General features: G+C 58.9%; 18 protein-coding genes and 2 pseudogenes. 2 read left to right on the plus strand and 18 right to left on the minus strand.

Features of this window, described 5'->3' with window-relative positions; genetic code table 11:
* Nucleotides 1-62: 62 nt before the first annotated feature.
* From tssJ to tssA, 14 genes are all read right to left on the minus strand, one after another.
* A complete protein-coding gene (tssJ, locus tag ACYZUD_RS08510) occupies nucleotides 63-680 on the minus strand; it encodes a type VI secretion system lipoprotein TssJ (RefSeq protein ID WP_462023551.1) in 618 nt (205 codons plus the stop codon).
* 195 nt (nucleotides 681-875) lie between these two features.
* Complete coding sequence (locus ACYZUD_RS08515; RefSeq protein WP_462023552.1) at nucleotides 876-1283, minus strand: DUF4150 domain-containing protein; 408 nt, start codon at nucleotides 1281-1283, stop codon at nucleotides 876-878.
* Nucleotides 1284-1296: 13 nt separating this feature from the next.
* Nucleotides 1297-1944, minus strand: a complete 648-nt coding sequence (locus ACYZUD_RS08520; protein WP_462023553.1) for a DUF3540 domain-containing protein — start codon at nucleotides 1942-1944, stop codon at nucleotides 1297-1299.
* A 9-nt stretch (nucleotides 1945-1953) separates the two neighbouring features.
* Complete coding sequence (locus tag ACYZUD_RS08525; RefSeq protein WP_462023554.1) at nucleotides 1954-2904, minus strand: pentapeptide repeat-containing protein; 951 nt, start codon at nucleotides 2902-2904, stop codon at nucleotides 1954-1956.
* The gene (locus tag ACYZUD_RS08530) at nucleotides 2897-5506 is read right to left on the minus strand and encodes a DUF2169 family type VI secretion system accessory protein (protein WP_462023555.1); all 2610 of its coding nucleotides are present in this window, start codon (nucleotides 5504-5506) and stop codon (nucleotides 2897-2899) included. The genes ACYZUD_RS08525 and ACYZUD_RS08530 overlap by 8 nt, the downstream gene beginning before the upstream one ends.
* Before the next feature lie 33 nt (nucleotides 5507-5539).
* Nucleotides 5540-8212 carry a type VI secretion system Vgr family protein gene (locus ACYZUD_RS08535; RefSeq protein WP_462023556.1) on the minus strand — a complete coding sequence of 891 codons (2673 nt, stop codon included), beginning with the start codon at nucleotides 8210-8212 and terminating at the stop codon, nucleotides 5540-5542.
* A 36-nt stretch (nucleotides 8213-8248) separates the two neighbouring features.
* On the minus strand, nucleotides 8249-10981 hold the full coding sequence (gene tssH / locus ACYZUD_RS08540) for a type VI secretion system ATPase TssH (protein WP_462023557.1): 2733 nt from the start codon (nucleotides 10979-10981) through the stop codon (nucleotides 8249-8251).
* Nucleotides 10982-11989: a type VI secretion system baseplate subunit TssG gene (gene tssG / locus ACYZUD_RS08545; RefSeq protein WP_462023558.1), complete on the minus strand. Its 1008-nt coding sequence runs from the start codon at nucleotides 11987-11989 to the stop codon at nucleotides 10982-10984. It abuts the gene before it with no gap.
* Nucleotides 11953-13668 carry a type VI secretion system baseplate subunit TssF gene (gene tssF, locus ACYZUD_RS08550; RefSeq protein ID WP_462023559.1) on the minus strand — a complete coding sequence of 572 codons (1716 nt, stop codon included), beginning with the start codon at nucleotides 13666-13668 and terminating at the stop codon, nucleotides 11953-11955. The genes tssG and tssF overlap by 37 nt, the downstream gene beginning before the upstream one ends.
* A 3-nt stretch (nucleotides 13669-13671) precedes the next feature.
* Nucleotides 13672-14091 (minus strand): type VI secretion system baseplate subunit TssE, encoded by a 420-nt coding sequence (gene tssE, locus ACYZUD_RS08555; protein ID WP_462023561.1) that lies wholly within the window; start codon nucleotides 14089-14091, stop codon nucleotides 13672-13674.
* Nucleotides 14092-14161: 70 nt separating this feature from the next.
* Nucleotides 14162-14650 (minus strand): Hcp family type VI secretion system effector, encoded by a 489-nt coding sequence (locus ACYZUD_RS08560; RefSeq protein WP_020291465.1) that lies wholly within the window; start codon nucleotides 14648-14650, stop codon nucleotides 14162-14164.
* Nucleotides 14651-14809: 159 nt separating this feature from the next.
* Nucleotides 14810-16294: a type VI secretion system contractile sheath large subunit gene (tssC, locus tag ACYZUD_RS08565; RefSeq protein ID WP_462023564.1), complete on the minus strand. Its 1485-nt coding sequence runs from the start codon at nucleotides 16292-16294 to the stop codon at nucleotides 14810-14812.
* A gap of 3 nt (nucleotides 16295-16297) precedes the next feature.
* A complete protein-coding gene (gene tssB / locus ACYZUD_RS08570) occupies nucleotides 16298-16795 on the minus strand; it encodes a type VI secretion system contractile sheath small subunit (RefSeq protein ID WP_247397917.1) in 498 nt (165 codons plus the stop codon).
* A gap of 98 nt (nucleotides 16796-16893) precedes the next feature.
* Nucleotides 16894-18450 carry a type VI secretion system protein TssA gene (gene tssA, locus ACYZUD_RS08575; protein WP_462023566.1) on the minus strand — a complete coding sequence of 519 codons (1557 nt, stop codon included), beginning with the start codon at nucleotides 18448-18450 and terminating at the stop codon, nucleotides 16894-16896.
* Between the two features lie 511 nt (nucleotides 18451-18961).
* Between tssA and ACYZUD_RS08580 the strand changes: the two genes are divergently transcribed.
* On the plus strand, nucleotides 18962-20017 hold the full coding sequence (locus tag ACYZUD_RS08580; protein ID WP_462023568.1) for an AraC family transcriptional regulator: 1056 nt from the start codon (nucleotides 18962-18964) through the stop codon (nucleotides 20015-20017).
* On the opposite strand, the gene ACYZUD_RS08585 is transcribed toward ACYZUD_RS08580, so the two are convergent.
* Complete coding sequence (locus ACYZUD_RS08585) at nucleotides 20011-21288, minus strand: MFS transporter (protein WP_462023570.1); 1278 nt, start codon at nucleotides 21286-21288, stop codon at nucleotides 20011-20013. The genes ACYZUD_RS08580 and ACYZUD_RS08585 overlap by 7 nt on opposite strands.
* Nucleotides 21289-21509: 221 nt before the next feature.
* Nucleotides 21510-21926: pseudogene (locus ACYZUD_RS08590) on the minus strand (TolC family protein); the annotation flags it as partial.
* A 385-nt stretch (nucleotides 21927-22311) separates the two neighbouring features.
* On the opposite strand from ACYZUD_RS08590, the pseudogene ACYZUD_RS08595 reads away from it, so the two are divergent.
* Nucleotides 22312-22542 (plus strand): annotated as a pseudogene (locus ACYZUD_RS08595) (transposase domain-containing protein); the annotation flags it as partial.
* A gap of 172 nt (nucleotides 22543-22714) precedes the next feature.
* On the opposite strand, the gene ACYZUD_RS08600 reads toward ACYZUD_RS08595, so the two are convergent.
* Both ACYZUD_RS08600 and ACYZUD_RS08605 read right to left on the minus strand, forming a co-directional pair.
* Nucleotides 22715-23689, minus strand: coding sequence for an ornithine cyclodeaminase family protein (locus tag ACYZUD_RS08600; RefSeq protein ID WP_462023572.1), 975 nt, complete (start codon nucleotides 23687-23689; stop codon nucleotides 22715-22717).
* Nucleotides 23686-25740, minus strand: coding sequence for an oxidoreductase (locus ACYZUD_RS08605; protein WP_462023574.1), 2055 nt, complete (start codon nucleotides 25738-25740; stop codon nucleotides 23686-23688). The genes ACYZUD_RS08600 and ACYZUD_RS08605 overlap by 4 nt, the downstream gene beginning before the upstream one ends.
* Nucleotides 25741-25742: the final 2 nt, after the last annotated feature.

The raw sequence follows: 25742 nt of genomic DNA on the forward strand, positions 1-25742 counted from the left end.
GGGCTCGGTTTCAGGCAAAAAATTGAAAAAGCGTGGCCGTTGCAACGCTCACGACAAGCAGGTCAGTCCTGTGCGCCGGGCAGGCGCACCTCGCCCTCTCGGGGCTGCACAGGCTTGGGCAACGCCAGACGACTTTCCTTGCCGCGCAACAGCGCATCGGGCCCGACGAGCAGGTCAATGGCGATGGGGCGCGGTGTGGCGGTCCAGGTCTTGCTGAAGAACCCCGTCGACGTCACGTCGACGCCGATCTGGTAGAGCTTGACGCTGCGCGTCGGGTCCAGGTGCGCATAGCCAACGGCGACGCCGACCATCTTCGCGCCCTCGAGTCGCGGCAGGCTTAACTGGCGGGACTGACCCGGCTCGATAAACAGCCGCGTAAGCCCGATCATCCCGGGCGGCGCGCTGTTCAGCAGCAGCAGGCTGCTCAGTTGCTGGGAGCTGCCGGTGTAGGCGGAAAACGCACTGACCTGATCGAACTGCGTGACCACCACCAACAGGTTATGCGCCTGGCCGTCGTACTGATTGAGGTCGTTATCAGCGGTGAAGCTCAGCTCGATGGCGTTTTCGGTGTAGTCCCATTTGAGCTCGGTGAGGGCCTTTTGCTCGGGGGTCAGTTCCTGGGAGCTGCAGGCGGCGAGCAGCAGACAGAGCGTGAGCAGTATCGCGAATACCTTAATCATTCGAGCACCCGTACGAGTGTCCGCGTTTTGCACCTTCCGAAAGCAGTGAGGCTGTTTGGCACGGCTCCATTTTTAAGCATCATCACACCTACCCTTAACCCAATTTATTCATTCGCCGTCGGGCGACTGTAACTTCACCGTTTAGAACCGGGATGTGGAGCGCTGCCTGCTTATTGCCTGGCACCGCTGCATTGATCAGGACATGACCATGACCATGGTCTGGCTTGGAGCGCTGACCATACCCATGGTGTTGGGCGGGGTTCCGTTGTGAGCTGTCTGCGAGGTGAGCCGTACGGCGGGCATACCGCCCACCATGACCGTGGCGCTGCCATCAATAAAAGCCATCGAACCCATTATTTTTCCGCTCACCACGCCCCCCGCCGCGCCAGCCTGGTCGCCGTTGCTCAACAGAACCTTGCTCATGAGATTCATTGCAGGCAAACCACAGACCAAAACCATCATTACCAAGCCACCGGGATCAGCCATGGATGTATCAGCCGTATTGGGATAAGGCATTGGCACCGGCCCAGCAGGCGTAGGCGTTTTGCAGATATCAGGCACTGTAGAATTTGCGGTCGCTCCGCCATTGTTGAGCATGTACATAGCTACTTCCCTCTTAGCCCAGTTTGATTCGTTCGCCGCTTACGGCGACGGTGACTTCGGCAAACAAATCCAGCGTCTCGCCGCGCAGGCTCCAGCCTTTGTCGACTCGCTGACGAAGCGACCCCGAGGTGAGCTCCTCATGGCCTTTGACTTCACGGCGGCTCTGACTGTAGTTCGCGGTATGTCGCGCAGCTTTTTCGCAATGCCTGATTGCACTGTCGTTGCGCTCGCTCCAATAGTGATCAGAACGCTCTCCCGTGACGCTAAGCGTGGTGACGCCAACTTGAGCCTCAGCGAAATGCACCACCGTCTGATCGGCACGCAATGCAAGCATGGTGCCCGCATCCACCGAAAGGCCGTCTCGGGCTTCAATGCTCAATGCGCCGCTGGGCAGGTTGAAATGCACGTCACCCTCTACACGCAGTTGAGCGGGCTGCGGTTGAGTACGCTCCAGAACGCTAAGGATGTAGCCGTCCTCACCCGCCAGAGTAATAAGCACCGTGTCGCCAACAGCAGGCTGAAGCAGGCACCCCATGGCCGGTTTCAACCAGTAGCGATGGCCTTGGGTGCTGACGACGCCAAAACGTTCGCCGCTGACCGCATTGATCTGCGCATGGCGCAATACAGCAGGAGTATCGATAAAGTTCAGGGCTTCTTGCATCGCTGGTTCCTATAGGGCTGGTAGCCAGCGTTGCGCCGCCAGGCGCTCGCTGTCTTCGGGACGGATGGCGTCTAAGTTGGCACCGCGCCAGTCACAATGGGCGAGGTCGGCACCGTGAAAATCGGCGCCATTGAGGTTGGCGTCGATGAAGCTTGCCCGCGGCGCATGAAGCGCCTCGCACAGCGCGTACTCAAGTGAAGCCCTGGACAACATTGCATCGGATAAATCGGCGTTATTGAGACACGCCATGTTCAGGCTGGCCCCAGTAAAATTGGCACCTGACATCTGCGCATTGGAAAAAATAGCGTTGTCCAGGCGTGCACCTTTGAACACCACACGTTGACCCTGGCTCTGGTAGAAAGACGCTGACTGGGCATCGCACCCCGTGAAATCCGCATCCGTCAGCGTCGAACGATCAAAGGCGCACTGATGGAGGACAATTGCGACGAAACGCGCCCGCTCCAGCAGACAATTGATAAAGCGTGCCTGTGACCAGCGAGTTTGAGCGGTTTGCAGATCAGTCAGGGTGCAGGTATCCCACTGACTGGACTCCATGCTTGCCTCGATGAAACGCGCGCGGGCAAACACGCTCTCGATCACCGACAAGCCCTTGATGCGGGTCTTGCGCAAATCCAAGTCATTGCCACTGCAGCGCAGCCATAGACCATGATCCAGCCGGGCACCTAGCAGGCTCGCACCGTTTAACGTGCAATCGGTCAGCATTACGTCCGTAAACGTACAGTCGTCAAATTGCGCAGCGGACAATTCGCTGGATATCCATGAACAGCCTTCAAGCTGCGCCTGGGAAAAGATTGCGCCACGCGCATTGACGCGCTCAAAACGGGCATTGCGAAGATCAATTGCGCAGTAGTTTCCACCTTCCAGATCAAGGCCAACTAACGGTTCATGCTCCGCGACCAGTATTTGCAACTGATCAGCTGTCAATGTTTGCTCAGACATGGGCGAGATCCTCTTTCAGGCGGCACCGTCCTAGCAGGACTCGATCCAGTACAACGTCCTTACCCCGGACCGCTTCGGTCACGGCACCGAATAGGTTGCTCCCGGTTAGATCCGCTGCATCCAGTTGCACTTTACGTAACCGCGCCTCCATCAGGTTTGCACCTTGCCAACGGACCTGCCTGAGATCACTGCCGGTGAAGTCAGCCTGTACCGCGTTCAGGTGGTAACCGTCGCTGTCTCGCAGATCGCAGCGACTGATAAGCGCCTGCTTGAGTGTCGTGCCTTTTAAACTGGCCCCCCGTAGATTCGCGCCTTGAAAACTGGCCCGCTGTAATTGCGCAGCATCCAGACAGATACCGGGCAACTGGCAACTTTGATCAAGGCGAAAATTAACTGCCTTCGCGCCTTTGGCATCCACTGCAGTGCCGGTCACTTGCGACCAGGACGCTTGCTCAAGATCGGCGCCAGAAACCTGCAAACAGTCCACCTTGCAGGCATCCAGGCTGGATTTTGACAGGTCGACTTCAACGGCACTCACCGCCGTCAGCGTACAGTTGCGAAAGCTTGCACCGGCCAGTCCGGCGCGGGTGAAGTCGGCGTTGTCCAATGCACAGTCGACGAACTGTGCTTGAGGCAGGATGGCCGCTGTAAATTGTGTTCGCAGGAGGCTGCACTCGGTGGCGTAAAGTTCACTAATCCTCGCGCCACTGAACTTCGCGTCGTCAATATTGCAATGTTGGAAGAACGCACCTTTAAGGTGTGCTTCGCACATATTGATCCGGGTTAGATCACAATCGATGAATACTCCATCATTCATCGTGGCACCGTTCAGCTTTGCATCCTTGAGTTGGCAATGTTCAAAATACACGCCGCTCAAAATTGCACCGCTCATGTCGACACCAGAAAGATCAATATCCAAAAATCGCTGTCCGATCAACGATTGTGAGGCCGAGTGAGCGGCCTCCAAAAGCTCGCGAGTCCAACTAACAGTAGGTAAGGTCGATAGAACCTCAGGCAAATACTCAGTTCCCCCAGTTAGTTGCGAGGTCATTTCAGCAATTGCATGAGTGATTTCAGCTTGCACCGATTTGGCTTGGGTAAACCCTTCTTCGATTTTGGCTTGGTATTCAGCCTTTTTAGCGGTCGACAGGGGCAGTCGAGAAACCATCGAGAACGCATCAAATTGTTTGCCCGCAGCGGTGCTATCAGCAGAGGCTGCCTGACCATAAATCGATTCAGAGCTACGGTTCATGCGCTTAGCGATTTGCTCAACATAACGATGCGCCCCGTTAAGCGCTGCTGCGACGGATGCGCGAAGATCAGCCTCAAGTGCGACCGCATCGAAAATCGGGACAGGCGCTACCTCGCCTCGCCTTATGGCGGCGGCAAAACCAGGGCGAGCCGGAGGCGGATACTGTGACGGGTCAAATGGATGACCCAAACGACTGGCGATTTTCTTTGCTGACTCGATAGCTTGCTGATGCCTATTTGCGACTTCTGCATAAATTATATTTGCATCCGCCTCAAGTGCGCTCAAGCTAACTTCGTCATCCACTGGCAGTGAAACCATTGCTGCCTGGAGGGGTTCGACCTCCGCTTGAGGCCACAGTTTGTCGACCCACTCTTCCTTACTCAGAATCGGATCGTTGCGCCGCTCACATCCCACACCCAACGCTGCGATGTCTTGCGCATCGGTTTCGTGAAGCGGCAATTGTGCTCGGTACAGCAGCAACTGATATTCCTCGTTTGGAAACAGCCAGACGGTGTCCAGATCGAGTGATACTTCAGTAATATTTAGCGCCGAGTGCGCATGCTCGACAAACAACCGCGGCCTTAGCCCGGGCAGCGTCCCCTTCACTTCTGGAAATCGGGGGTGCATACCAATCACCGACCATGCCTCGTCCCCTCGCCAGTATTGATTGTGGCATTGATCCTCAGCGACTTCGTTGAACCAGCGCACGTCGGTATCCGCGGGCAACCATGGAGCACCGTCAGCCTGCCACCGCTCATCAACCGTCCCGATGAATGAACGGCGTTCTGAGCATTGAGGCGGTAGCGGCAGAAAACTGGCCAGCGGTAGACGTTCTAGAGGGCTTCGAAGTCCTGGTGAAGGATATTCGATTTGGGCCAGCGCGCTACCGGCAATCCGATCCGGTTCGGCTACGAAACCCACTCCATCAGGATTATCTGAGAAACCAGCGCCCCCGAATGCGTGTTCAAAATCCAGCGCGACAGCATCAAGCCGAGCCGTCGCAACGCCACTCCAGCCCGTCAATTCGCGCCTCCACACTCGAGAAGGGAAAACGTGAAGGGTTTTGTCGCAAGATCCCATCCGCACGCGGACAGCCATACCATCGCGTTGCTTTTCGTTAAGCGAAAAAGCAAGCCCATAAACGGCAAAAGTGCCGACGCTTTTTTTCAATCCACGATCAAAAGATTTGCCTGAAAATCGTGAGTTGATCCATTCAACGCAAGCCTGGGTAGACAATGGGTTTGCGCTAGCATCGATCAAAATGCAAACAGTTCCTACCAAATACGGCACCTTCAGGCCCTGGTAGCGGGCCGTCAACAAAAGACAATGCTCATCCAGCTTATAGTTCATATACGGCGTCCTCGAAGAATGAATGCCGCACGCTCAGGGAGCGCCAGATATTGCTGCCAACGCCCTAACAATCTGGGCTGCGTTATTTTCAGCCGCTGCGGCCGCATTAATGTTTTTGCCCGTCGTCTCTGTTGCTTTTTGCGCAAGACCAGCGGTGTTCACGGCCGCTATCATCGCAACTTCCTTTACCACTACACTCGGAACAAACGGAGCAGGTGTTTGGGACTTCATGCTTTTGAACGATAAACAAGTTATATTTAGAGCATTCATCGACCGACCCACCTTGAGAAAATCCGTCGTGCAGGTTTTGAAAATACCTGTATCGGAAACGACAAGACTTCCATTGATATTGACATCGGCATTAATAGAAACCGGAATCACTGAGTTAATGGATATCCCGGACGGTGTTAACGAAATACTGTGCGCCCCGCAGCTAAAAGTGACCAACTCCACTGTGTTATGAACGTGGGTACCTGTCATTACCGTAGAATTCACTGCTGCCTTCAATTCATTGACGTTGGATTTTTTAGAGTTAATTGCATTTTGATTCCTCGCCTCATTTAACTCTTCAAATCCAGTTTTAAACTCCTTTACTCCCGGATGTAGCGTGTATGTCGTTTTGGGGCCGGCAATACTGACGGCAATCTCCCATCCCATGACATTCAAGCTTTGCTTCAGCAAGCCTATCGACGCAGAGGTCTGCTCCAGCGTCGCTTCCATTTTTACAGACCAAGACGGCGTAAATGTCGCAGTCGGAGCGATCTGATAATCCTGGAATCTCCCTGTGTGCGAAAAAGTAGGAAAGAAGTCATGTGATTTTTTCGCCGCCGCCGCTGGCGTCGTTGACGCAGGTTCAGATGCGGGTGCGGGTGCGGGTGCGGGTGTAGGCGTGGGTGCCGGAGCGGGATCAGCCGCGGGCGGGTCCTGACTGTCCTCACTGTTCACGCCATTGGACGAAATGCCGATTCCGCCTCCCATGCTATGGGAGTACATGTTGGAAACCTCGTGCTTGTACGAGTTGGATGCCAACTGCATATGATTGTCGGTTTGAAGATGCGCGCCGCTGATATTGCCCTCCCCCAGGGTCAACTTCGTATTGCCCACGGGGGCGCCCATTCGCATCATCGGGCCTGATGCACTGTCTTCCATCGCCAGATAATGGCCGCCCGGGGTATTGATACCGCTCTGTGTCGAATTATCCATCGCGACTCGCGCCGGATTTTCCGAGTTGGGTACGCTGCCGGTGATGACGGGGCGGTCAGGATCCCCACCGAGAAAAGACACCAGCACTTCCGTGCCCTTGAGCAGTGGAAATGCCATGCCATGGCTTGAGCCATTGGAGACTGTCGCCATACGCAACCAGGCCGAACCACGCGTCGCATTCTTCTCACCGCGAATGAACGGGAAACTCACCCTGTAGCAACCATGCTCGTTGAGCAGCGGCCGACCGGTATCTTCATCACCGTCCACTACCGCACTGAGCACGCCCTGCACATAAGGCCGGGGGGTCACGCAGGGTGCGCGGAACTGCACGTCGCCGGGCAAGGCGATAAACCGCGTATTGATACCCTGCCCAGGGCCTTCCCCCTCCGAACCCAGGCCCGGCAACGGCTGATAACCGTCATGGTGAACTTCAATAACCTGATAACCAGCATTGAACAGCGGACGCGGGTGGCCCACTAACAGCATCGGATAGCCGGCGCGCAGCCCCGTGGCTCGGCCGCTGCCATGAAACTCCCGTTGACGACAACCGATGGCCTGGGCGCGGCGATTGGCCAACCATTGCCCCTGTTCGAGCGAACCGAAGTGCTCGCCATACAACCCTTGCCCACCGACAAATACAGACGAACTCGAGACTGCCTCTCGTTGTTCGGTTGAGGCATCTACCCCAAGGCTGGCACTTGCCACCGAAGCGTTGACCTCTAACTTCAACTGCGCGTTGCTCGCGGAAAAGTCCTGTAGCGTGACCCCCGCCGCCTGCCGGACCAGCTTGCGCTCGAAGGTACGCGCCACCGCCAGGACCCGACCTACATCCAGTTCCGAATCTTGACGGCGATAGGTCAGCAGACTGGGGAGTTGCGGCTGGTACAGTCGGTCGCCACAGAACACCAGCGCCTCGCCGTCAGGCCCCTGTTCAAAGAAGTAATACACGCCGAAATATTCAAGAAGACGTGAAATAAAGGCGAAACTGGTTTCTTCGAACTGGCAGGTAAACGTCGCCTGAGTCAGCGGATCATCGGCCAGCGGCAGGCGAATATCGAAGTCATACGCCGCCCCCGGCAAACCGTTCATACCCGGCCCTTCGACATTAAGGTCGGCCAACTTGAGCACGTCACGAATCAGTTCCGGCAGGCTTTTGTCCAACCAGATTTCCGAAAAACGGAAATGACGCAACTGCACGAAGCGTGGCTCCAACACCACCCGGTAGTAGTAATACAGGGAATCGGCGTCGAGATAATCCACCTCCGTGACCACGCCCTGATAGGGATGCGGCTGCCCCAACGCATCGCTCAGGGTCAATACCGCTCGGTTGCCAAGCAGCGCTTCGTCGTCGAACAACGGATTGATCGTGGCCAGCCGAACCTCGAAGCGATAGGGCTGAGAGAGCTTTTCCTCGCCCTGCCACTGCTGCACCCATAATGTTTCGAGCAGCAGCGAGGGTGCCAGGCTGGCGAAAGTGCAGAGCGCGTGATCATTGAGAGCCATCAATCAATCCTTGTTCTTCAGTCGATAAACGAGCGGTCACTCTAGGGGTTCAAGCAGCGCTTCACGCTCGGGTAAAGACCTGATCGCATCGGCTTCTTGCGCGGTAATGATCCACTCGCCGCGCGCATCCACCGCCACATGCAACCCAGCCAGCGGGCGCTGATCGGCAATCGCCCCCAGCAAGACGTCCGACAGACGCGGTGTCAGGCTTTTACGCAAAATGAAGTCGATATTGCGCGCCCCGCTCTCCACTTCCGTGCAGCGCGCGGCGATGGCGTCGGCGACCTCTTCTGCAAACGTCAGACGGACTTTCGACGAAGCCAGCAGGCGCTCGCTGAGCCGGCCCAGCTTGAGGCGCACGATGCCCGCCAGTTGTTCGCCCGCCAGGGTGAAGAACGGCACGATGGTCATGCGCGCCAGCAATGCGGGTTTGAAATGGCGGGACAGGATTGGCCGGATCTTTTCCGCCAGGGTGTCCGGATCGGGACGCCCGTCGATGCACAGGTTCTGGATCTCTTCGGTGGCCAGGTTGCTGGTCAGCAACACCACGGTGTTGGAGAAATCGATCTGCCGCCCTTCGCCATCGGATAGGCTGCCCTTGTCGAAGACCTGATAGAAAATGTTCACCACGTCCAGGTGGGCTTTCTCCACTTCATCGAGCAGCACCACCGAATACGGACGCTTGCGCACCGCCTCGGTCAACATGCCGCCCTCGCCGAAGCCGACATAACCGGCGGGCGAGCCCACCAAGCGGCTGACGGTGTGCTTCTCCTGGTACTCGCTCATGTTCACCGAGATCATCGCCTGCTCGCCGCCGAACAAATGTTCGGCCACGGCCAAGGCGGTTTCGGTCTTGCCGACACCCGAGGGGCCGACCAGCAGGAACACCCCCAACGGCTGTTGCGGATCGCGCAGGCCGGATTGCGCGGCCTTGAGAATTTCCGCGATCTGCTCGACGGCGGTGTCCTGACCGCGAATGCGCATCTTGAGGTTGTCGGCCAGGGCCAATACGCCGCCCGCCGCATCGCGCAGCACTTTGCCCAGCGGCACGCCGGTCCAGTCGGAGACGACCTGGGCAATCGCATCGGGACTGACTTCGGTGAACAGCAGCGGCTCGTCGCCTTGCAGCGCGGCCAGGGTTTCACGGGCCTGATCCAGCTCGGCCTGACGTTCCTCCAGCGATGGCAGTACCTGGGCAACCTCGCCTTCGGCCGGAACCGGCAGGTCCTGTTCTTTAAGGGTCAGTTGCTTGCGTGCTTCAAGGACGCGTAGCGCCGCATCACGCTCGGCCAGCCAGCGGATTTCCAGCGCAACACGACGCGCGTCGATGTCGGCCTGCTCGTCGGCGATATCCGTCAGGCGCTGATCTTCCACAGGGAAACCATTGGCACGGTCGCGCTCCAGGGCGTTCAGCTCGCGTGCCAGACCGGACAACTGCCGCTCCATGCGCTCCAGCTCGGCAGGCTTGATACCCAGGCCGATCCGTACCCGGGCGCTGGCGGTGTCGAGCAAGTCCACGGCCTTGTCCGGCAGCAAGCGCCCGGTGATGTAGCGATCCGACAATTCGGCGGCGGCAACGATAGCGTCATCACGTACGCTGACACCGTGGACTTTTTCGTAGTGCCCCTTGAGCCCGCGCAAGATCAACACCGCGGTTTTGACACTCGGCTCGTCCAGTTTGACCAGTTGGAAACGGCGCGCCAGGGCCGGGTCTTTCTCGAAGTACTTCTTGTACTCCGACCAGGTCGTGGCGGCGATGGTGCGCAGCTCGCCACGGGCCAATGCGGGTTTGAGCAGGTTGGCCGCATCGGAGCCACCCGCTGCGCCGCCGGCGCCGATCAGCATGTGCGCTTCATCGATGAACAGGATCACCGGCGTGGTGGAGGCCTTGATCTCTTCGATGACGCCACGCAGGCGGTTTTCGAATTCGCCCTTGACGCTGGCGCCCGCTTCCAGCGCACCGAGATCCAGGCTGAGCAGGCGCGTGTTTTTGAGGAAGTCCGGGACTTCATTCTGGCTGATCAACAACGCCAGCCCCTCCACCACGGCGGACTTGCCCACACCCGGTTCGCCCACCGCGATGGGGTTGTTTTTACGCCGCCGGGCGAGGATGTCGATCATCTGGCGAATCTCATCATCGCGACCGAAAATCGGGTCTATGCGCCCCGCCACTGCCTTGGCGGTCAGGTCCTCGCAAAAGCGCGCGATATTGTCTTCGGCAGCGGGCGCAACACCGCCGGCACTGCCCAGCGAAGCGGAGGCCGTGCCGGTCTGCAGGCTGTCCAGCGGACCTTCACTGGAGCCGCCCAACAGCTGAGCAAACTCTGCCGTCAGGGCATCGGTGGAAATCGGCTTGAGCAGTTCGCCGTAACGGGTGCCGGCGGTGTAATAACCCAGGCGCGATACCAGCGCCAGCAGCAGCGAGCCGCCGCGAATCCTCCCGGTGCCGACCACCAGCGAGGCAATCAGCCAGGCGTCCTGAATCCACTCGGTGAGTAGGCCGGCGAACACCGGCCGCCCGGGGTTGCCGTTTTTCAGTTGCGCCAGGCCCTCATCCAGCAACGCACGCAAGCGCATCGGATCAATCTCGAATCGAGCGAGGATGCGCGTCGTATCGGCATTCGGATCTTCCAGCAACTGACGCAGCAGGTGCTCCAGGGAAATCTCGTAGTGAGCGCGCGCCAGGGTCTGGCCCGCCGCGTTCTCCAGGGCCTTGGTGCTGTAGACATTGAGCCGTGCGAACAGCGGTTTGAGTTCTACCTGAATCATCTAGCGAGCCCTCTCTTCGAGCATTGGTCCGTGTTCGGCCGTCAGCATGAATACAACGTCGTCCTGTGTGTCACCGTCACCGAGCCAGGTATCAAGGCCCAGCCGCTGCCAACCGCCCCCCAGCGAAGCGCACTGCTGCTTATCTGCCGCAAGACGCATGACCAATCGGCTGCGTAGCGGTGTCTGCAGGTACAACGCTACCAACCGTTCGAGCTTTTGATACAGCGCTTGCCCCGGCAGTAACCCGTGAAAACGCTCGGGACTCAGTGACGTCAGGCGGATATCCAGCGTGCCGCTGCGGTCCATGACTTCACGACCAAGCAGGCTGTTTTCGCCCAACACACCGCACTGCGTACCCAGGTAAGTGCGCGCCGCACGGTCGATCCGCAGACGCGTCTCGACACACGGCACGACTTCCACCGCGACATCATCGAGCACGGCCTTGACCAGTTGTTGCAGACCAAGGGCCGAGCGTGGGTACTGGTTGAACAACCCGGCGTAACGCAGCAAATCGTTGGATTGATCGCGCTGCTCGGGACGCGCATCGGCAATGCCGATCAGCGCCTGCAGCTGGCGCAGGCTCTTGACGTCGCGCCGCTCGGTAATATCGATCCAGATCCGGTGCTTTTCCCAAGCACGAAACAGCAACGGATAGAGCGAGGCATGCAGGATGTCGAGAAAGTCACGTCCCGCAGAGTGGCCCAGCAGTTGCTCGTCGATCAGGTCTTCGGTGTAAAACGTCGGCAAGGGTGAGGTGACGCCATACAGACCGAAAAAGTTGGCCTCGATCCGATAGTGCCCGTCTTCGTCCTGCTCGATCCGCTCGATATCCCGCAGCGGAAACCCGAGCCCCAGCCGCGGCCGGACCCGCACGTTCTCGACGAAATCTTTTTCGTTCGGGAACCGCAATCGCAACAGGCGCAAGGCCTGGAAAAAACCGAACTCGCCGCCGTCATCGAGCAGCGGATCGATCACAGCAGGCGTTGGTGCCCGATCTTCGCTGGCCATTTCAAGGTCTCATGGTTGACGCTGTCGAACAGCGTGAAAGCGGTAAAGCTGTTGATTGCCGTACAGCCAGCGAAAAACTCATCGAGCACACAACCGAACAGGTAAAAATTGCCGGGGCTGAGGAAATGGTCCCCCCGGCACTCGACCCGGACCACACTGCCTTCGATCGGCAGCCCACGAATAAAGCGCCGCTCGTAGCTGACGGTGACTTTTTCGATGGCATCGATGCGCCGCTGGTTGGCGTCCTGGGCACCTTCGCCGACACTGGGCAGATAAAGCGCGAGCAGGCCGCGCAGGTAGTCGCGATCGGCCAGGCGGAAGTGGTTGGCATTGAGCTGCGAGAGCATGCGCCACAGCAACTTGTCGTCGAACTTGGGCGGCTGGCACGGTGTAATGCCGCGAATGCTCTTGAATTCGACCCTGGGCGGCGTGTTGTCGGTAGGCTGGTTCAAATCCCCGAGGCGCAGGCTTTCCGGCAGCTTGCCATTGGTGCAGAGCAAGCCGATGGACAAGGTCATCTCGCCCGGCACTTTGCCTTCGCTGTAGGGCAGGCTCAGATAGTGGTCATAGCCTTGGGCATCGATGCTCGACGGGCGGATGCGCAGGTTATAAGTGTCGCGCTGCGAGAAGGTATTGAACGGTTCCAGCAGCCGCTCCCCTCCTCCGGCGGAATAAGCACTGACCTTGAGCACCGAATGAATCCGCATGCTCATGCGCTGTCCATGGTCGGCAGGCTGGATGCGATAGTCGACTTGCTTGTGGTCGATGCGCAGCGGGTGCGCTTCCTGGGCGAACAGATTGATCGCCGGGGTCACCCCCAGCATGAAACTGTTGGCCGACAGATTCGGCGTCCAGTCCGGCAGGTTTTCGAACATCAGGCGCACGCTGAAGCGCCCGTCCGAGCCTCTTGCTCGCCACTGTTTGAACCCGCGAAGCTCGATAAACAGAAACTTCTCGGGCAACGCGAAGTATTCCTGCAGGCAACGATAGGCCGGGTGCGCGGTATCGGGAAACGGCAGCAAGGTGTTGCTCGCATCGAATCCCAGGCCACGCAAATGGCTGGCCGGCAGTACGGTCATGGGCTGCTCTTGCGCAGTAATACGAATCTCACGCAGGTTGAGCTGCAGCAGACGCAACAACTTGGAGCCATCGACCAGGCCATCACCCAGATAGAAACGCAGGCTGTCGGCCAGCCAGCTATTGGGATCGGCGGTGGTAAAAGCGAAGTCCAGAACCAGACTGCGCTCTTCACCGGCGCCGCCGTCCCAGCGGCTACCGACCAGTTGCAACGGTTCCAGATCGACCGCCGCGGTGCTGCTAAAGCGCACCCGCTGGCCATCGACCGGCACCGAGGCAATTTCGCATCCGGTCTCGATACGCGACACCTCCTGCAATGCTGTACGGGGCTGAAATTGCAGCAGCGTCAGGCAGGGCAAGGGTTGCAGGTAATGGGGATAGAGCAGTTGCGCCAACTCTTGAATGAACTCGGGAAACTCGTCGTCCAACCGTTGGCGAACCATCCCGGTAAGAAACGCCACGCCTTCGAGCAAGCGCTCGACATCCGGGTCATTGGCCGAGTCCACCCCCAGCAGCGGCGCCAGGGCCGGGTTGCGACGGGCAAACTCATCGGCCAGACGCCGCAGTTGGTTGAGTTCACTTTGATAATGGCTGTTGAGCATGACTTAGTGCATCGCCAGGGACACGCGACCGTCCGAAGACACACGCGTTGCCAGGTGAATGGGAATGTCCCGGTCGTCGATCGACACCACGCCTTCAAGGTTGAAACTCAGCGACAACACTTCCTGGGCGCCTTCGGCGACCAGGATGCGCGGCGACTTCAAGCGAGGCTCATAGCGGGCGATCATGCGAGTCATGTTCTCGATTATTTGCGTGGTCTCGCCGGTCGCAAACGAACCGGCCAGATTGGTGAAATCGGGTACGCCAAACTCGGCGTCGATAGGCACGCTGCCGCGCCGGGTATTCAAAATGCGTTGCAGGTGCTGGACGATCGACTGCGTCAACACTTCAGCCTGGGTCAGGTGTGTACGACCGGTTTCGGCCTGCAGGCTTGTGATGCGCTCCAGCAATCGCTTTTCTCTCAACGCGGTGTACCTTCTGCAATGGCAAGAACACCGCCCTGGACCAGGGCGGCATTGAACAGTCGAGCCTGGCTTACGCTTTTGGCGCCAACCACGAGTCTTCGGCTTCGATACCGTCCGGAACCCAGGTCCAGACGATTTTTTCGTAGGTGATGCCGATGTCTTCCATATGGCCCATTTGCTTGAACTCAGGGTTCAATACGTTTGGCACCCAGGTGTGGGCCGAAACGAGCACGGCATTGCTCAGGGTGATGGTGTAGTACTTTTCTTCGGTGCCTTTAGGCGAGATCCGATAGAACTCCAGTACAACGGACTTGAGCTGCTCGCCGGAGGTCAGGGCTTGCAGCAGCTTTGGAGAGGACTTGTCGATTTCCTTGGTCAGGGTCATGCCCTGGTGAACACGTTTGCCGGCCGGCAGGCCGGTCTGCGGATTCTTGGGAATATCGATCAGGTGTTCGACGGCCTGAACAAGGATCATTCCTTCATGACCGGTAACGGTGCTGGAACCTTCGATCTTGCCTTGGTTCTGGCCTTCGATACTCAAGTAGCATGGCATTGGCATAACGTGTACTCCGGGTTTAATCAGTTAGTTTTCAGGCATCGATCAGAGCCTCTGGCCCTGTCTCGCTGCGTTGAATCCATCTTATGGAAACGCCGAGGCAATGACCCTCGGGTGAACACCTGAATGGGCAACGGCTGCGTTGCCCATTCGCGCTACCGATCAGCTCTTGTCGAGCTTGCCCACCAGCGACAGCGTGAAAGACGCGCCCATGTACTTGAAGTGCGGGCGAACTTTCAAACCGACGCGGTACCAGCCTGGATCCCCTTCGACGTCGCTGACGGTAATGTCCGCCTGACGCAGTGGACGACGGCTGCGCACACCGGCCGCGGGGTTATCCATATCGGCCACGTACTGGCGAATCCAGGTGTTGAGTTCTGACTCCAGGTCGCCGCGCTCTTTCCAGGTGCCGATGTTTTCGCGCTGGATGACCTTGATGTAATGGGCCAGGCGACTGACCACAAAGATGTACGGCAGTTGGGTGCCCAACTTGAAGTTCAGCTCGGCTTCCTTGCCTTCTTTGTCATTGCCGAAGAACTTGGGCTTCTGGCACGAGTTGGCGGAGAAGAACGCCGCGTTATCAGTGTTCTTGCGCATGGTCAGTGCGATAAACCCCTGCTCGGCCAGCTCGAACTCGCGGCGCTCGGAAATAAGCACTTCGGTCGGAATCTTGGTCTGGGTTTCGCCCATGGCCTCGTAGTTGTAGATCGGCAAATCACCGACAGTACCGCCACCCTGTGGGCCAATGACGTTGGCGCACCAGCGGTACTGGGCAAAGCTGTCGGACAGGCGACTGGCGAAGGCAAACGCGGCGTTGCCCCATAGGAAGTCCTGGTTACCACCACCGACGTTTTCGTTGTAGCGGAAAGTCTTGGCGGGAATAGTGTCTTCGCCATAAGGGGTGCGCAGCAGGAAGTGCGGCAAGGTCAGGCCAACGAAACGCGAGTCGTCGCTTTCGCGAAAGGCATTCCATTTGGTGAACTGCGGCCCCTCGAAGACGGCTTGCAGATCCTTGAGATTGGGCAGGTCGGCAAAGCTGTCGATGCCGAAGAACTGCGGTCCGGCCGAGGCGATGAAGGGCGTGTGGGACATGGCCGAAATGGCGGCGACCGATTGCAGCAACTTCATGTCCTGCGGGCCCGGGTTGAACTCGTAGTTACCAATGATGGAGCCGAACGGCTGGCCGCCGAACTGGCCGAACTCTGCGGTGTACACCGCCTTGTACAGACCCGAACGGGTGATCTCCGGCGCATCCTCGAAATCTTCGAGCAGCTTCTCTTTGGAAACGCTGAGGATTTCCAGCTTGTTGTTCTCGCGAAAATCCGTGCGGTCGACCAGAAACTTCAGCGAGCGCCAGGACGACTCCAGCTTCTGAAACTGCTGATGGTGAATGATCGCGTCGACCTGCCGACACAGCTTGGCATCCAGCGTGGCGATCATATCGTCGATCAATCCGGCGCTGACCTTCTCGGTCTGCCGGGCCGGCTCGAGCAGCTCGGTGACAAAGGCTTCGAGGCCCTGACGGGTGACGGCATAAGCCTCGTCGCCCGGCTTGACGCGAGTCGCTTCCACCAACTGATCCAACAGGGAAATCGACTCGACCGCTTGGCCGGTCGTGTTCGCTGCCTGACTCTTTTCTTCGCTCATGGGTTATTCCTTGTCCTTTACGCCGAGTTCCGAGAGCAAACGCTCGCGGGCACCGTCATCGTTCATCAGGGCCTGAAGCTGCTTGCGAAATTCCGGCAAATTGCCCATCGGCCCTTTCAAAGCCTTGAGCGAATCACGCAGGGCGATCAGTTGCTGCAACTCGGGAACCTGGGCCACGATGGCATCCGGCTCAAAATCGCGAATGGACTGGAAGGTCAGCGATACCGGGAGCTGCTCATCCTCTGGCGCGTTTTCCGCCAGACGATTGGGTACCGCCAACTGCAGACTCAGGTTCTGGCCCTTGAGCACATCGGTGAAATTGTCTTTGTCGACGCGGATCGGTTTGAGGTCTTCAACCGGCGTATCGTCTTCACGCAAGGTGAAGTCGCCGATCACCAGTTGCTTGAGCGGCAGCTCGACCTGTTCCTGCGCGCCACCGGTGTCAGAGCTGTAAACAATATTGACGCGCTCTTTAGGCGCGACCGAACCTTCACTAGCCATTAAATCTCACTCCTGTTTAGCGGACTCGCTCAACGCAGCCGTTAGAAAACTCATGGCATGGATATGCACACGCCTGTCAGGTATTGCCTGTTGCCCATTCAACTTGCCTGCGGGCTGGCCAACCGCCAGAAAGCCGGCAAATCCATCGCAGCCAACCGTTGCGCCCACAACGCACTCGAACCGCCGTCGTCATGCGCCAGTGCCGACTCCAACAACGGCCGGACCAGATCCGGCTCCCAACGATCCAGGCCCTGCTCCGTCGCTTCCTGGAGCAACACATCCAAGGCCACACGCAACTGAGCGCGAGGGTCGAAACGCTGTAGCAAATGGCACTGGGCCGCGCGCAGGCGAAACCGCTCGCGGCCACTGCCGGCCTCTCGCACGGCGACCTGCAAGCGCGCCAACGCTTCGTTCAAACGTCCTTCAGCGGCATCACGCCCGACCTCGTCGATCAGCGCCTGCAGCCCGTTTGTGGCGCCGCTGCTGGCCGCCGGTGCCAATCCTTCGAGCCAACTGCGGGTTGCGCCATCGGCGAAGGGCTGGCCGTCGGCGAATGTCAGCTCGACCAGCGACGGCAAGCGCGCCAGAAAATGACGTGTTTCCAGGGCCAGGCTGGCGACACCGGCCATCGCCTCCGACCCCAGCCGTGAGAGCGCGGCATGGCTGGCCCTATTGAGGTCCAGCCAAAAGGGATAGTTCGTCAACCGACCTTCGCAAAAGCGCACGATGTCCAATGGTTCCCCGACGCTCTGCAAGCGACTGAAAGCCTCAAGTTCCGCATCCGAGGGCGGCGGTACGCGCGTCGTGCAGCCTTGCGCCGGAGGTGCGTGCTCCAGGGTCGTCCAAGCCAATTGGCGATTGAGGCGAAACAGCAACGGCAAGGTCGCTCTGGACTCCAGACAGAACCCCAGCAGCGGCGCAAGCGAGGCAAATACTGTATTGACCGCGTTCTCGATGGCCTCATCGCTCTCAAGACGGCCCAATGGCTGAACCGGCGCAAGGACCAGAGGCGGCGCCGGGGCTGAGGGCGCGTGCGCAACCGGCGTCGGGATCGCCGCAGCCGCATCGACTGCCGGCGCAACCTCCTGCGACGTAGCAGCTATCGGCTCGACACTGGCTTGCACCGGTAACTGCGATAGACGACGACGCAACGCAAAAAAGCTCGGACCGTCGGCGTCCCGATCCCGCCACTGGCTATCGATGGCGTCCCAGTCTTCGAGCAAGCCCGCCAATTGTTCGCCAGGCACCGCTTCAAAGCTGCCTTCAAGCTTCGCTGCAAGCCACTCGAGCATCCACTCGGCCTGGTTGCGCCGGGCACGCAATCGCGCCGGCGGCGGGGTCAGGATCTCCCAATACAACTCAAGCATTTCGCGCAAGATGTGCACGCCGTTCGCCAGGCCGGAAGCACCTTGCAGGGTGGTCCAGGCACATAACAACCAGACCGCGGCATTGAAGTCCTTGCCCTCTTCTCGAAGCACTTTTACGCAGGCATCGGCGACTTTCTGCCAATCCACCCCGGACTCGGCGTGGATATTGTTCAATTTGTCCACTTCGATTTGCGCGAGCGAAAAAGCCGCGCCTTCTCGAGGGTTGGCGCCAGCAGGATGAGTCAAACTGATCGCAAACGAACCTACTTCCCGGTCGAGGCAACTCATCCGTTACTCCTGATACTTCAATAGGTTCAAAGGTGTCGCTCACTCAGCCGCTGGACAAGCATGTGCCAGCCAAGACATCGGGACCATCAGGTGAACACCTGAATTACTTGCCCGTTGAAACTGCCCTTTCAGATCAGCGCTGCGAACATGACAAGGCCAATACCGACGGGACTTTATTTGAGAAACAAGCGCACGCGTTCAACGCGTGGAAACACATTGACGCGGTGAAACTCGAATTCGCGTCAATCTATCAAGCGTCTTGCAGACGGCTTGACCCTGCGTTGCAACTTTTCAATTATTTTCAGGCGCCCTGCCCCGTGCTTGACGGCGCCGGGAAGTGCACAGGTTGGATGCCGAGAAGGATTGTCATTACTTTCACGGAGAAAGCGGCTATAAGGAGATCGACAGAGAATTCTGACTGGCTGTCGGCAAGGGGCGTGGACGTATATCGGGTAGAGGCAATGCCTGTTCACGGGTCGATAACATAGGCTTTGCGGGCTGTAGTGAATTCATGAGTAAACCAGCTTCAGTCATATACGCCCCTGAACACTTCGGCTCCAGGCACGCCCATGATCGCTTTGAGGTCAGCGCCGAGCCTGTTGCCAACCAATTGCTGGCGTGGCGTGATCGGGTCGGACACGTCATCGACGTCCTGCCGACATCCCACGCAACGACCACGCACTTCAACGCGAGCATTGACCGCTACAAACTGGGTGATCGAGTCTTTACCGACTGCTCAAGCGACGCTTTGTTGCTGGACCGTTCGATCGCGCGCATCTCTACCGACAAAGTCCGGGACTATGTGTTTCAGGTCTTCACCCAAGGCGCAATGGAGTCGATTCGAGGCGGCTCACAGGACAGTGGCACATCCGCCATGGCAAGCATCGTTGCCATGGACATGAACCAGCCGATCAGAATGAACCGGGGATGTTGCCGCGTATTGACCTTCTTTGTCTCGCGCCCGGTCGTGGAGGCCGCGCTGCCCCATGCCGAGTCGATCCACGGGCGTGTCTTCGAGAATACGACGCCTATCACCCAGTTGATGATCGAGCATGTCGCGGCGTTTTCAAGAAAACTGCCGGGCATGACCAGCGCCGAGGCTGCGTCGTCATTCGATACCGCCGTTCAACTCATGCTCGCGGCGTTTTCGAAACAGGCCAAGCTGGGCGGGCACGTGCGGGCGGCAGCGCGCAGCGCGATGTTCGATAAAGCCAGGCGTTATGTGCAAAACAACCTGTACCAACCCTGGTTGACGCCAGAGTACGTGCTGATGGCCATGCAACTGCCTCGTGCCACGCTCTACCGTCTGTTCCAGCATGAGGGGGGATTGGGTCGCTATATCCTCAACTGCCGACTGCGCGAAGCCGCAGATGAACTGGTGCGCTATCCGGACCGGCAAGTGATTGAGATCGCCTACAGCCTGGGGTTTAACAGCGCATCGGCCTTTACCCGCGCGTTTCGTCGCCGCTATGACCTGGCTCCGCAGGACCATCGCCTGACGGCGGCACAGCGGATAAGCAAAGCCGCGCAGGGTAACCGTAACGTCGCCGGCCGAATCGATCAGTGAGTCGGCCGGCCGGCGGGAAACCTGACTAATGCGAACAGGCTGACCAATAGCGCACCCAGCAGATACCAGGAGGGCGCCATTGCGTTCTGGGTAACACCGATCAACCAAGTCACAAAAAACGGACAGAACGCCCCGAAGATAGTCACGCCGAAACTGTAGACCACCGACATCCCCGTGGCACGATGATGCGCCGGAAAAGCCTCCATGATCATAACGGTGGTGACACCGTTGTTGCCCATCGCGACAGCCGAATAGACGCCGATGATCAGCAACGAAGTCAGCTCGCCCACACCATGGGTCAAGGCGAGAAACACCGGATAGACCAACAGGATGCTGACGATCATCGTCACGTATTGGGTAGGTTTGCGTCGCGGCAGCTGATCGGCGAGCCGGGCAAACAATGGCGCGGCGATGAACAGCATCGCACTGGAAATGCACGCCGAGAGCAAGCTCATGCTCGGCGACAGGCCTAACGTGCGGACCAGATAGGTCGGCATATAGAGCACCATCAGGTAGATGCTTGCGGTGGGGGTTGCCATCATCAAAATCCCCAGCAATAGCTGGGGGCGGTGGCTGTTCAGCAAGACACGCAGCGACGGTGAATGGGGACCGCGCCGTGTTGTCTCCACCATATTGCGACGAATGAACCACCCAAACGGCGCAATCAAAAGCCCAAGCACGAAAGGAATACGCCAGCCCCAGGCCAGCAACTGCTCGGGCGTCAGCAACGAGGTCGTGGCGGCACCGACGACAGCACCCACCAACACCGCGGCAGCCTGGCTGGCGGAGCGCCAACTGACCAGATAGCAGCGTTGATCGCGGGGCGCCAGCTCCATCAGCACCACAGACGACACCCCTATCTCCCCTCCGGTTGCGACCCCCTGCAGCAACCGCGAGAGCACCAGTAACAACGTTGCGGTGACGCCGATAGATGCATGCGTCGGCATGAAAGCGATCAAGGCGGTACCTGTCGCCATCAATAAATTGCTGACATTCAAGCCGGCTTTTCGCCCTTTGCGGTCAGCCAGGTTGCCGATCACGATTGCGCCCAGCGGGCGCATCGCAAAACCGATGCCAAACGTCAGCAAGGCCATCAGCAACGAGGCGAACGAGCTGTCCGATGGAAAAAAAAGCTTGCCGATGATCACGGCAGAAAAGCTGTATACCGTGAAGTCGTAGATCACCAGGCCATTGCCAACGACCGTCGCCAGTATCACCTTCTTCGATTGCCTGAAGGTCACCGGACAAGCGCCAGATTCAAGATTCGACATTTAGGGGCGGTCCCGTCGAGTAAATCAAAGCGCGCTTGGTAGCGAACACGTCGGCCAAAAAGCCCATCATGGGCACCTATGGCGCTAACAGCTCGAGAGACCGGCTATTGGGTGTGCAGCGCCTTCCTGGCGAGTGCATCCTACGGAACAATGTCGGACTTGTATGTACCCATTTACAACGCAAGCAGGCGTGCATCCACGGCGGCTCAGTGATACGGTTTCTACAATAGCCTCGCGAATCTTCCAGCGTAACGCAGTGTGATCAAATCCTGCTGAGCGCTGTACAGCGAACGCTGGGCATCCAGGGCTTCGAGGTAACTTTGCGAGCCTCCGCGGTAAAGCGCGTCGGCCAGTTCAAAGCTTTTGCGACTAGCGTCGGTCAAGGCTTGCTGAGCGGTGAGGCGTTGGTCCAGGGTGCTACGCACCGCCAAGGCATCGGCCACTTCCTTGAAGGCTGTCTGCAGGGTTTGTTGATAGGTCTGCACCTGAATCTCGTGCTCGACCTTGGCCGCGTCCAGAGTTGCGCGGTTACTGCCTGCATCGAAGATCGGCAGGCTGACGCTCGGGCCAAACGTCCACGCGCCGCTTCCGGACTTGAACAAGCCGGACAACGCCGAGCTCGGGGAGCCGCGGCCTGCGCCCACCTTACAACGACCCCGCTTGGGATGAATACTTCGAGTCCCGCTGGGGCAAGAGGATGCTCACTTCCGTAAAAGGTCGAGCCAAGCTGTATCGAATATGGGTGCGACAGAGCGGCCACTGCTACGTCTGCTTCAAGCCGGTGACCAAAGACACACCGTGGCATAGTCGCCATATTGTGAAGCTAGCTCATGGCGGGACGGACGCGGCGGCCAATTTTGAGATCTACCACCTGCGCTGCCCGAGGGATGTGCAATTTGCCTATGCCGATGATGTGCAACCGGGTGCCTAGAGGTGCCTTAGCAGAGGCTTGAGCCGTGTGCTGGGGAGCTCGCATGCACGGTTCTTAGGGGGTTGGACGCGAGCAACCGCGTCTGACTACCCGACCAGCAGATCCGGCCATGGGCTCTTGGACGCAAGAACTGGTTCTTCGCAGGATCGTTGCGCAGTGGCAAACGCGCGGCGGCGCTGATGAGCCTGATCCAGTCGGCCAAACTCAACGGGCATGACCCATATGCTTACTTGAAAGACGTTCTGGCGCGACTGCCAATGCAGCGAGCAAGTGAGATTGCCGAGTTGTTGCCGCATAACCGGATGCCGTTGCGCAACCTGTGATCCCCGTTCGTTTACGACCGATCACCTTCTTGACGGATTCTGGATATTAGGAAGGGCAGTGTCACCGGGCCGTTGATGGAAGGTAGCCACCTATTTCTGGGATTATTTCAGGCAACTGAAGCGTGAAGCAAACCGATCAGGGACTTGTCAGAACTCCTGGATCAATGTGGACTTATGAGGCCCACTCCACACCCACCTCAGTCGCCAGAAACTGCGCGGCGAACAGATCCAGATGCGCCCCACCAGCATTCTTGAACAGCGTCACCTGCCCTGCCTCAAGGGTAGGTATTTCATACCCTTGGCACAACTCGAACAGATCGGCACGCACATCGGCCCAACTGATCAAACCGCTGACGACCGGTTGCAACAGGTCACCACTGTGCCGGCTGACCTCGCGCGAATCGACATAAATCTGCGCCCGTGCAATCGTCGCGTCGTCGGCCTCGCGCATATCTTCCTGCCAACTGCCAACCAGATTGACATGGGCGCCGGCCTTGAGCAACGCGCCCTTGATCAGCGGTTGCTGGCTCATGGTCGCACTGCAGACCACATCAGCTAACGGTAGGGCTTGATCCAGGTCAGTGACCACCTGGCAGTCGATACCGGACGCCTGTAGGTGCGCCGCTAGTGCTTCGGCGCGCGGCATCGTACGGTTCCACAGCAAGACCCGCGTCAGTGACGGCCGTATTTGGATGAAGGCCTCGACCAAGGGTCCGGCCATGTCACCTGCGCCGATCATCAGTAGCGTCGAGACGTTGATAGGCGCCAGCAGCTCCAGCCCCAGTGCCGAGTCGGCGGCGGTCTTGCGCAACGTCAGCGCGGCACCGTCGGCAATGAACAAGGGCGTACCGGTGCGCCCGTCGAAGGCAGCGTAAATGCCTTGCACCGTGGGCAACGGCACCCGAGCCCGAACGTTGTCCGGGAACACCGAGAGCAGCTTGACCCCCATCATGCGCTGCCCACTCCAGGCCGGCAGCAGCAAAAAATTATTACCGCGCCCCGCACCCGGTTCATCCATGCAGACGTCTTCACTGATCGGCATAGGCTGCAGATGCGCCTCGCGCAGCGCCTGCACCAGGCGGCGATAGTCCAGCAGACGGTGGACCCGCTGCGCATCGATCCACAGCAGCGTACTAGCTTCACTCATAAAACCAATCCCAGACGCATCGCATCAAGCATGGCGGCGTGCACATTACGACTGCTCAGTGCATCGCCGATACGGTACAGCGCAAACCCGTCGCGCCCCCCCATAGGCTGCGGCTTAAGTTGCAGAAACTGAGGTATCTCCAACACCCCATCGTTGCAGGACATTCCCCGAAGCCCTTCAAACACTTCGTCCAGTGGGGCAGTACCCCGTTCCACCACCACCTTGTCGGCGCGCCGCTCAAGCAATGTGCCCGTCAACTCATGACGAAACGTTGCCATCAGGCCACCTTCGGCATGACGGCTGACTTGGATCAGATGGTGATCACCGGTCACGTCGATGCCGTGCTGGGCATATTGCTTGCGATAGATCGCCCGGGACGAATACTCCATTTCCATCGCCAGACTTTCGTCGATTCCCACCAGTGATACCTGCGCGCCTTGCTCGGCAAGGTGCAGCGCCGTTGACACGCCTTCATGGCGGCCGCTGCCGTCGTACAACAGATAATGCCCGCTGACCGGTGCCGTGCCCGCCAGCACGTCCCAAATGCTGAGACAGTGTTCAGCACCTTCCAGCCAGTCAAGATCCGGTAGTCCACCGGTGGCGACAATCACGACCTCGGGCGATTCGGCCACGACCTCTTCGACGCCGGCATAGACGTCATAGCGCACCTCCACACCCAGGCGTTGCAATTCAGCCACACGCCAGTCGACGATGCCGATCAGATCACGCCGCCAGGTAGCCCGAACCGCCAACAGCAGTTGCCCGCCCGCCTGGCTACCGGCTTCCAGCACCAGCACTCGATGTCCACGTTCGGCCGCCACCCGTGCGGCCTCAAGCCCCGCTGGCCCGGCGCCTATCACCAGAACTTTGCGCGATGGCTGTGGGGACCGCTCGATCACCTGAGGCAACTGCGTCTCGCGCCCTGAAGCCGGGTTGTGGATGCAGTTGACCTTCTTGTGCATGCAGTACGAAGCGCCCACGCAGGGGCGGATATTGGCCTCTTCACCGCGCATCAGTTTGTTGACCAGTTGCGGGTCGGCCATGTGCGCGCGGGTCATGGCAACCATGTCCAGCAACCCCTCACCGATGGCGTAACGCGCCGTAGCCAGGTCGGCGATGCGCGCGGCATGGAACACCGGCAGGCAGACCTCGCGACGAAACGCGCCAACGTTGTGCAGGAACGGCGCGCTGGGCGAAGCCATGCCCGGCATGTTCTGTTCGGCGAGGGCGATGACGGTGTCCATGCGCCCGAAGATGCAGTTGAAATAGTCCACCAGCCCTTCACGCTGGAACAGTTGGGCCAAGGCTATGCCTTCTTCAAAACCGAGGCCATCGTCGATACCTTCATCGATGACAAAGCGGATGCCGACGATCATCTTCTCGCCGACCTGCCGGCGAATTTCCTCGTAGACCATCAGCCCGAAGCGCGCACGGTTCTCCAACGAACCGCCGAAACGGTCATGGCGCTGATTGGTACGCGGCGAAAAAAACTGCCCCAGCAGGTGCCCGCCGGTCAGGGTTTCCAACCCATCCAGGCCGCCCTCCAGGCAACGCTTTGCAGCAGCCCCGTAAGCCTTGACGATGCGCCGGATGTCGTGCTCGTCCATTTCACGGGAAAACGCCCGGTGCTGGGTCTCCCGGGAGCGCGATGGTGCAATGCTGGGCAACCAGTTATACGACGTGGCATCGGCCCGCCGCCCCAAGTGAGAAATCTGGCACATCAACGCGGCGCCATGCCGATGGATACGCTCGGAAAACTGTTGGAATGGCGCAATAATCCCATCGTTGGACAAGTCCAGCTGTCCGCTGCCACCCCAACTGGAGTCGGCATCTACCATTGACGAACCACCGAACATAGTCAGTGCGATGCCGCCTTTGGCCTTTTCCTCGTGATAGCGCTGGTAACGCTCCAGCGGCAACCCGCCCTCCTCCAGAAAGGGCGCGTGGCTGGTGCTCATGATGCGGTTGCGCAGAGTCAAGTGCTTGAGTTGCAAAGGCGCGAGCAAGGGGTCCTGCTTGCGGCCCGGAACAATCAACGGCGAACTGGACATCG

Source organism: Pseudomonas sp. XS1P51, from assembly GCF_054897845.1.

Bases quoted from the DNA above. Each gene is read 5' to 3' on its own strand.
- ACYZUD_RS08515 (WP_462023552.1), bottom strand. From the start codon at position 1,283: ATGTACATGCTCAACAATGGCGGAGCGACCGCAAATTCTACAGTGCCT.
- tssH (WP_462023557.1), bottom strand. From the start codon at position 10,981: ATGATTCAGGTAGAACTCAAACCGCTGTTCGCACGGCTCAATGTCTAC.
- ACYZUD_RS08530 (WP_462023555.1), bottom strand. From the start codon at position 5,506: ATGAACTATAAGCTGGATGAGCATTGTCTTTTGTTGACGGCCCGCTAC.
- tssC (WP_462023564.1), bottom strand. From the start codon at position 16,294: ATGAGCGAAGAAAAGAGTCAGGCAGCGAACACGACCGGCCAAGCGGTC.
- tssB (WP_247397917.1), bottom strand. From the start codon at position 16,795: ATGGCTAGTGAAGGTTCGGTCGCGCCTAAAGAGCGCGTCAATATTGTT.
- ACYZUD_RS08600 (WP_462023572.1), bottom strand. From the start codon at position 23,689: ATGAGTGAAGCTAGTACGCTGCTGTGGATCGATGCGCAGCGGGTCCAC.
- ACYZUD_RS08585 (WP_462023570.1), bottom strand. From the start codon at position 21,288: ATGTCGAATCTTGAATCTGGCGCTTGTCCGGTGACCTTCAGGCAATCG.
- tssA (WP_462023566.1), bottom strand. From the start codon at position 18,450: ATGAGTTGCCTCGACCGGGAAGTAGGTTCGTTTGCGATCAGTTTGACT.
- ACYZUD_RS08525 (WP_462023554.1), bottom strand. From the start codon at position 2,904: ATGTCTGAGCAAACATTGACAGCTGATCAGTTGCAAATACTGGTCGCG.
- ACYZUD_RS08535 (WP_462023556.1), bottom strand. From the start codon at position 8,212: ATGGCTCTCAATGATCACGCGCTCTGCACTTTCGCCAGCCTGGCACCC.
- ACYZUD_RS08560 (WP_020291465.1), bottom strand. From the start codon at position 14,650: ATGCCAATGCCATGCTACTTGAGTATCGAAGGCCAGAACCAAGGCAAG.
- tssJ (WP_462023551.1), bottom strand. From the start codon at position 680: ATGATTAAGGTATTCGCGATACTGCTCACGCTCTGTCTGCTGCTCGCC.
- tssG (WP_462023558.1), bottom strand. From the start codon at position 11,989: ATGGCCAGCGAAGATCGGGCACCAACGCCTGCTGTGATCGATCCGCTG.
- tssF (WP_462023559.1), bottom strand. From the start codon at position 13,668: ATGCTCAACAGCCATTATCAAAGTGAACTCAACCAACTGCGGCGTCTG.
- ACYZUD_RS08580 (WP_462023568.1), top strand. From the start codon at position 18,962: ATGAGTAAACCAGCTTCAGTCATATACGCCCCTGAACACTTCGGCTCC.
- ACYZUD_RS08605 (WP_462023574.1), bottom strand. From the start codon at position 25,740: ATGTCCAGTTCGCCGTTGATTGTTCCGGGCCGCAAGCAGGACCCCTTG.
- ACYZUD_RS08520 (WP_462023553.1), bottom strand. From the start codon at position 1,944: ATGCAAGAAGCCCTGAACTTTATCGATACTCCTGCTGTATTGCGCCAT.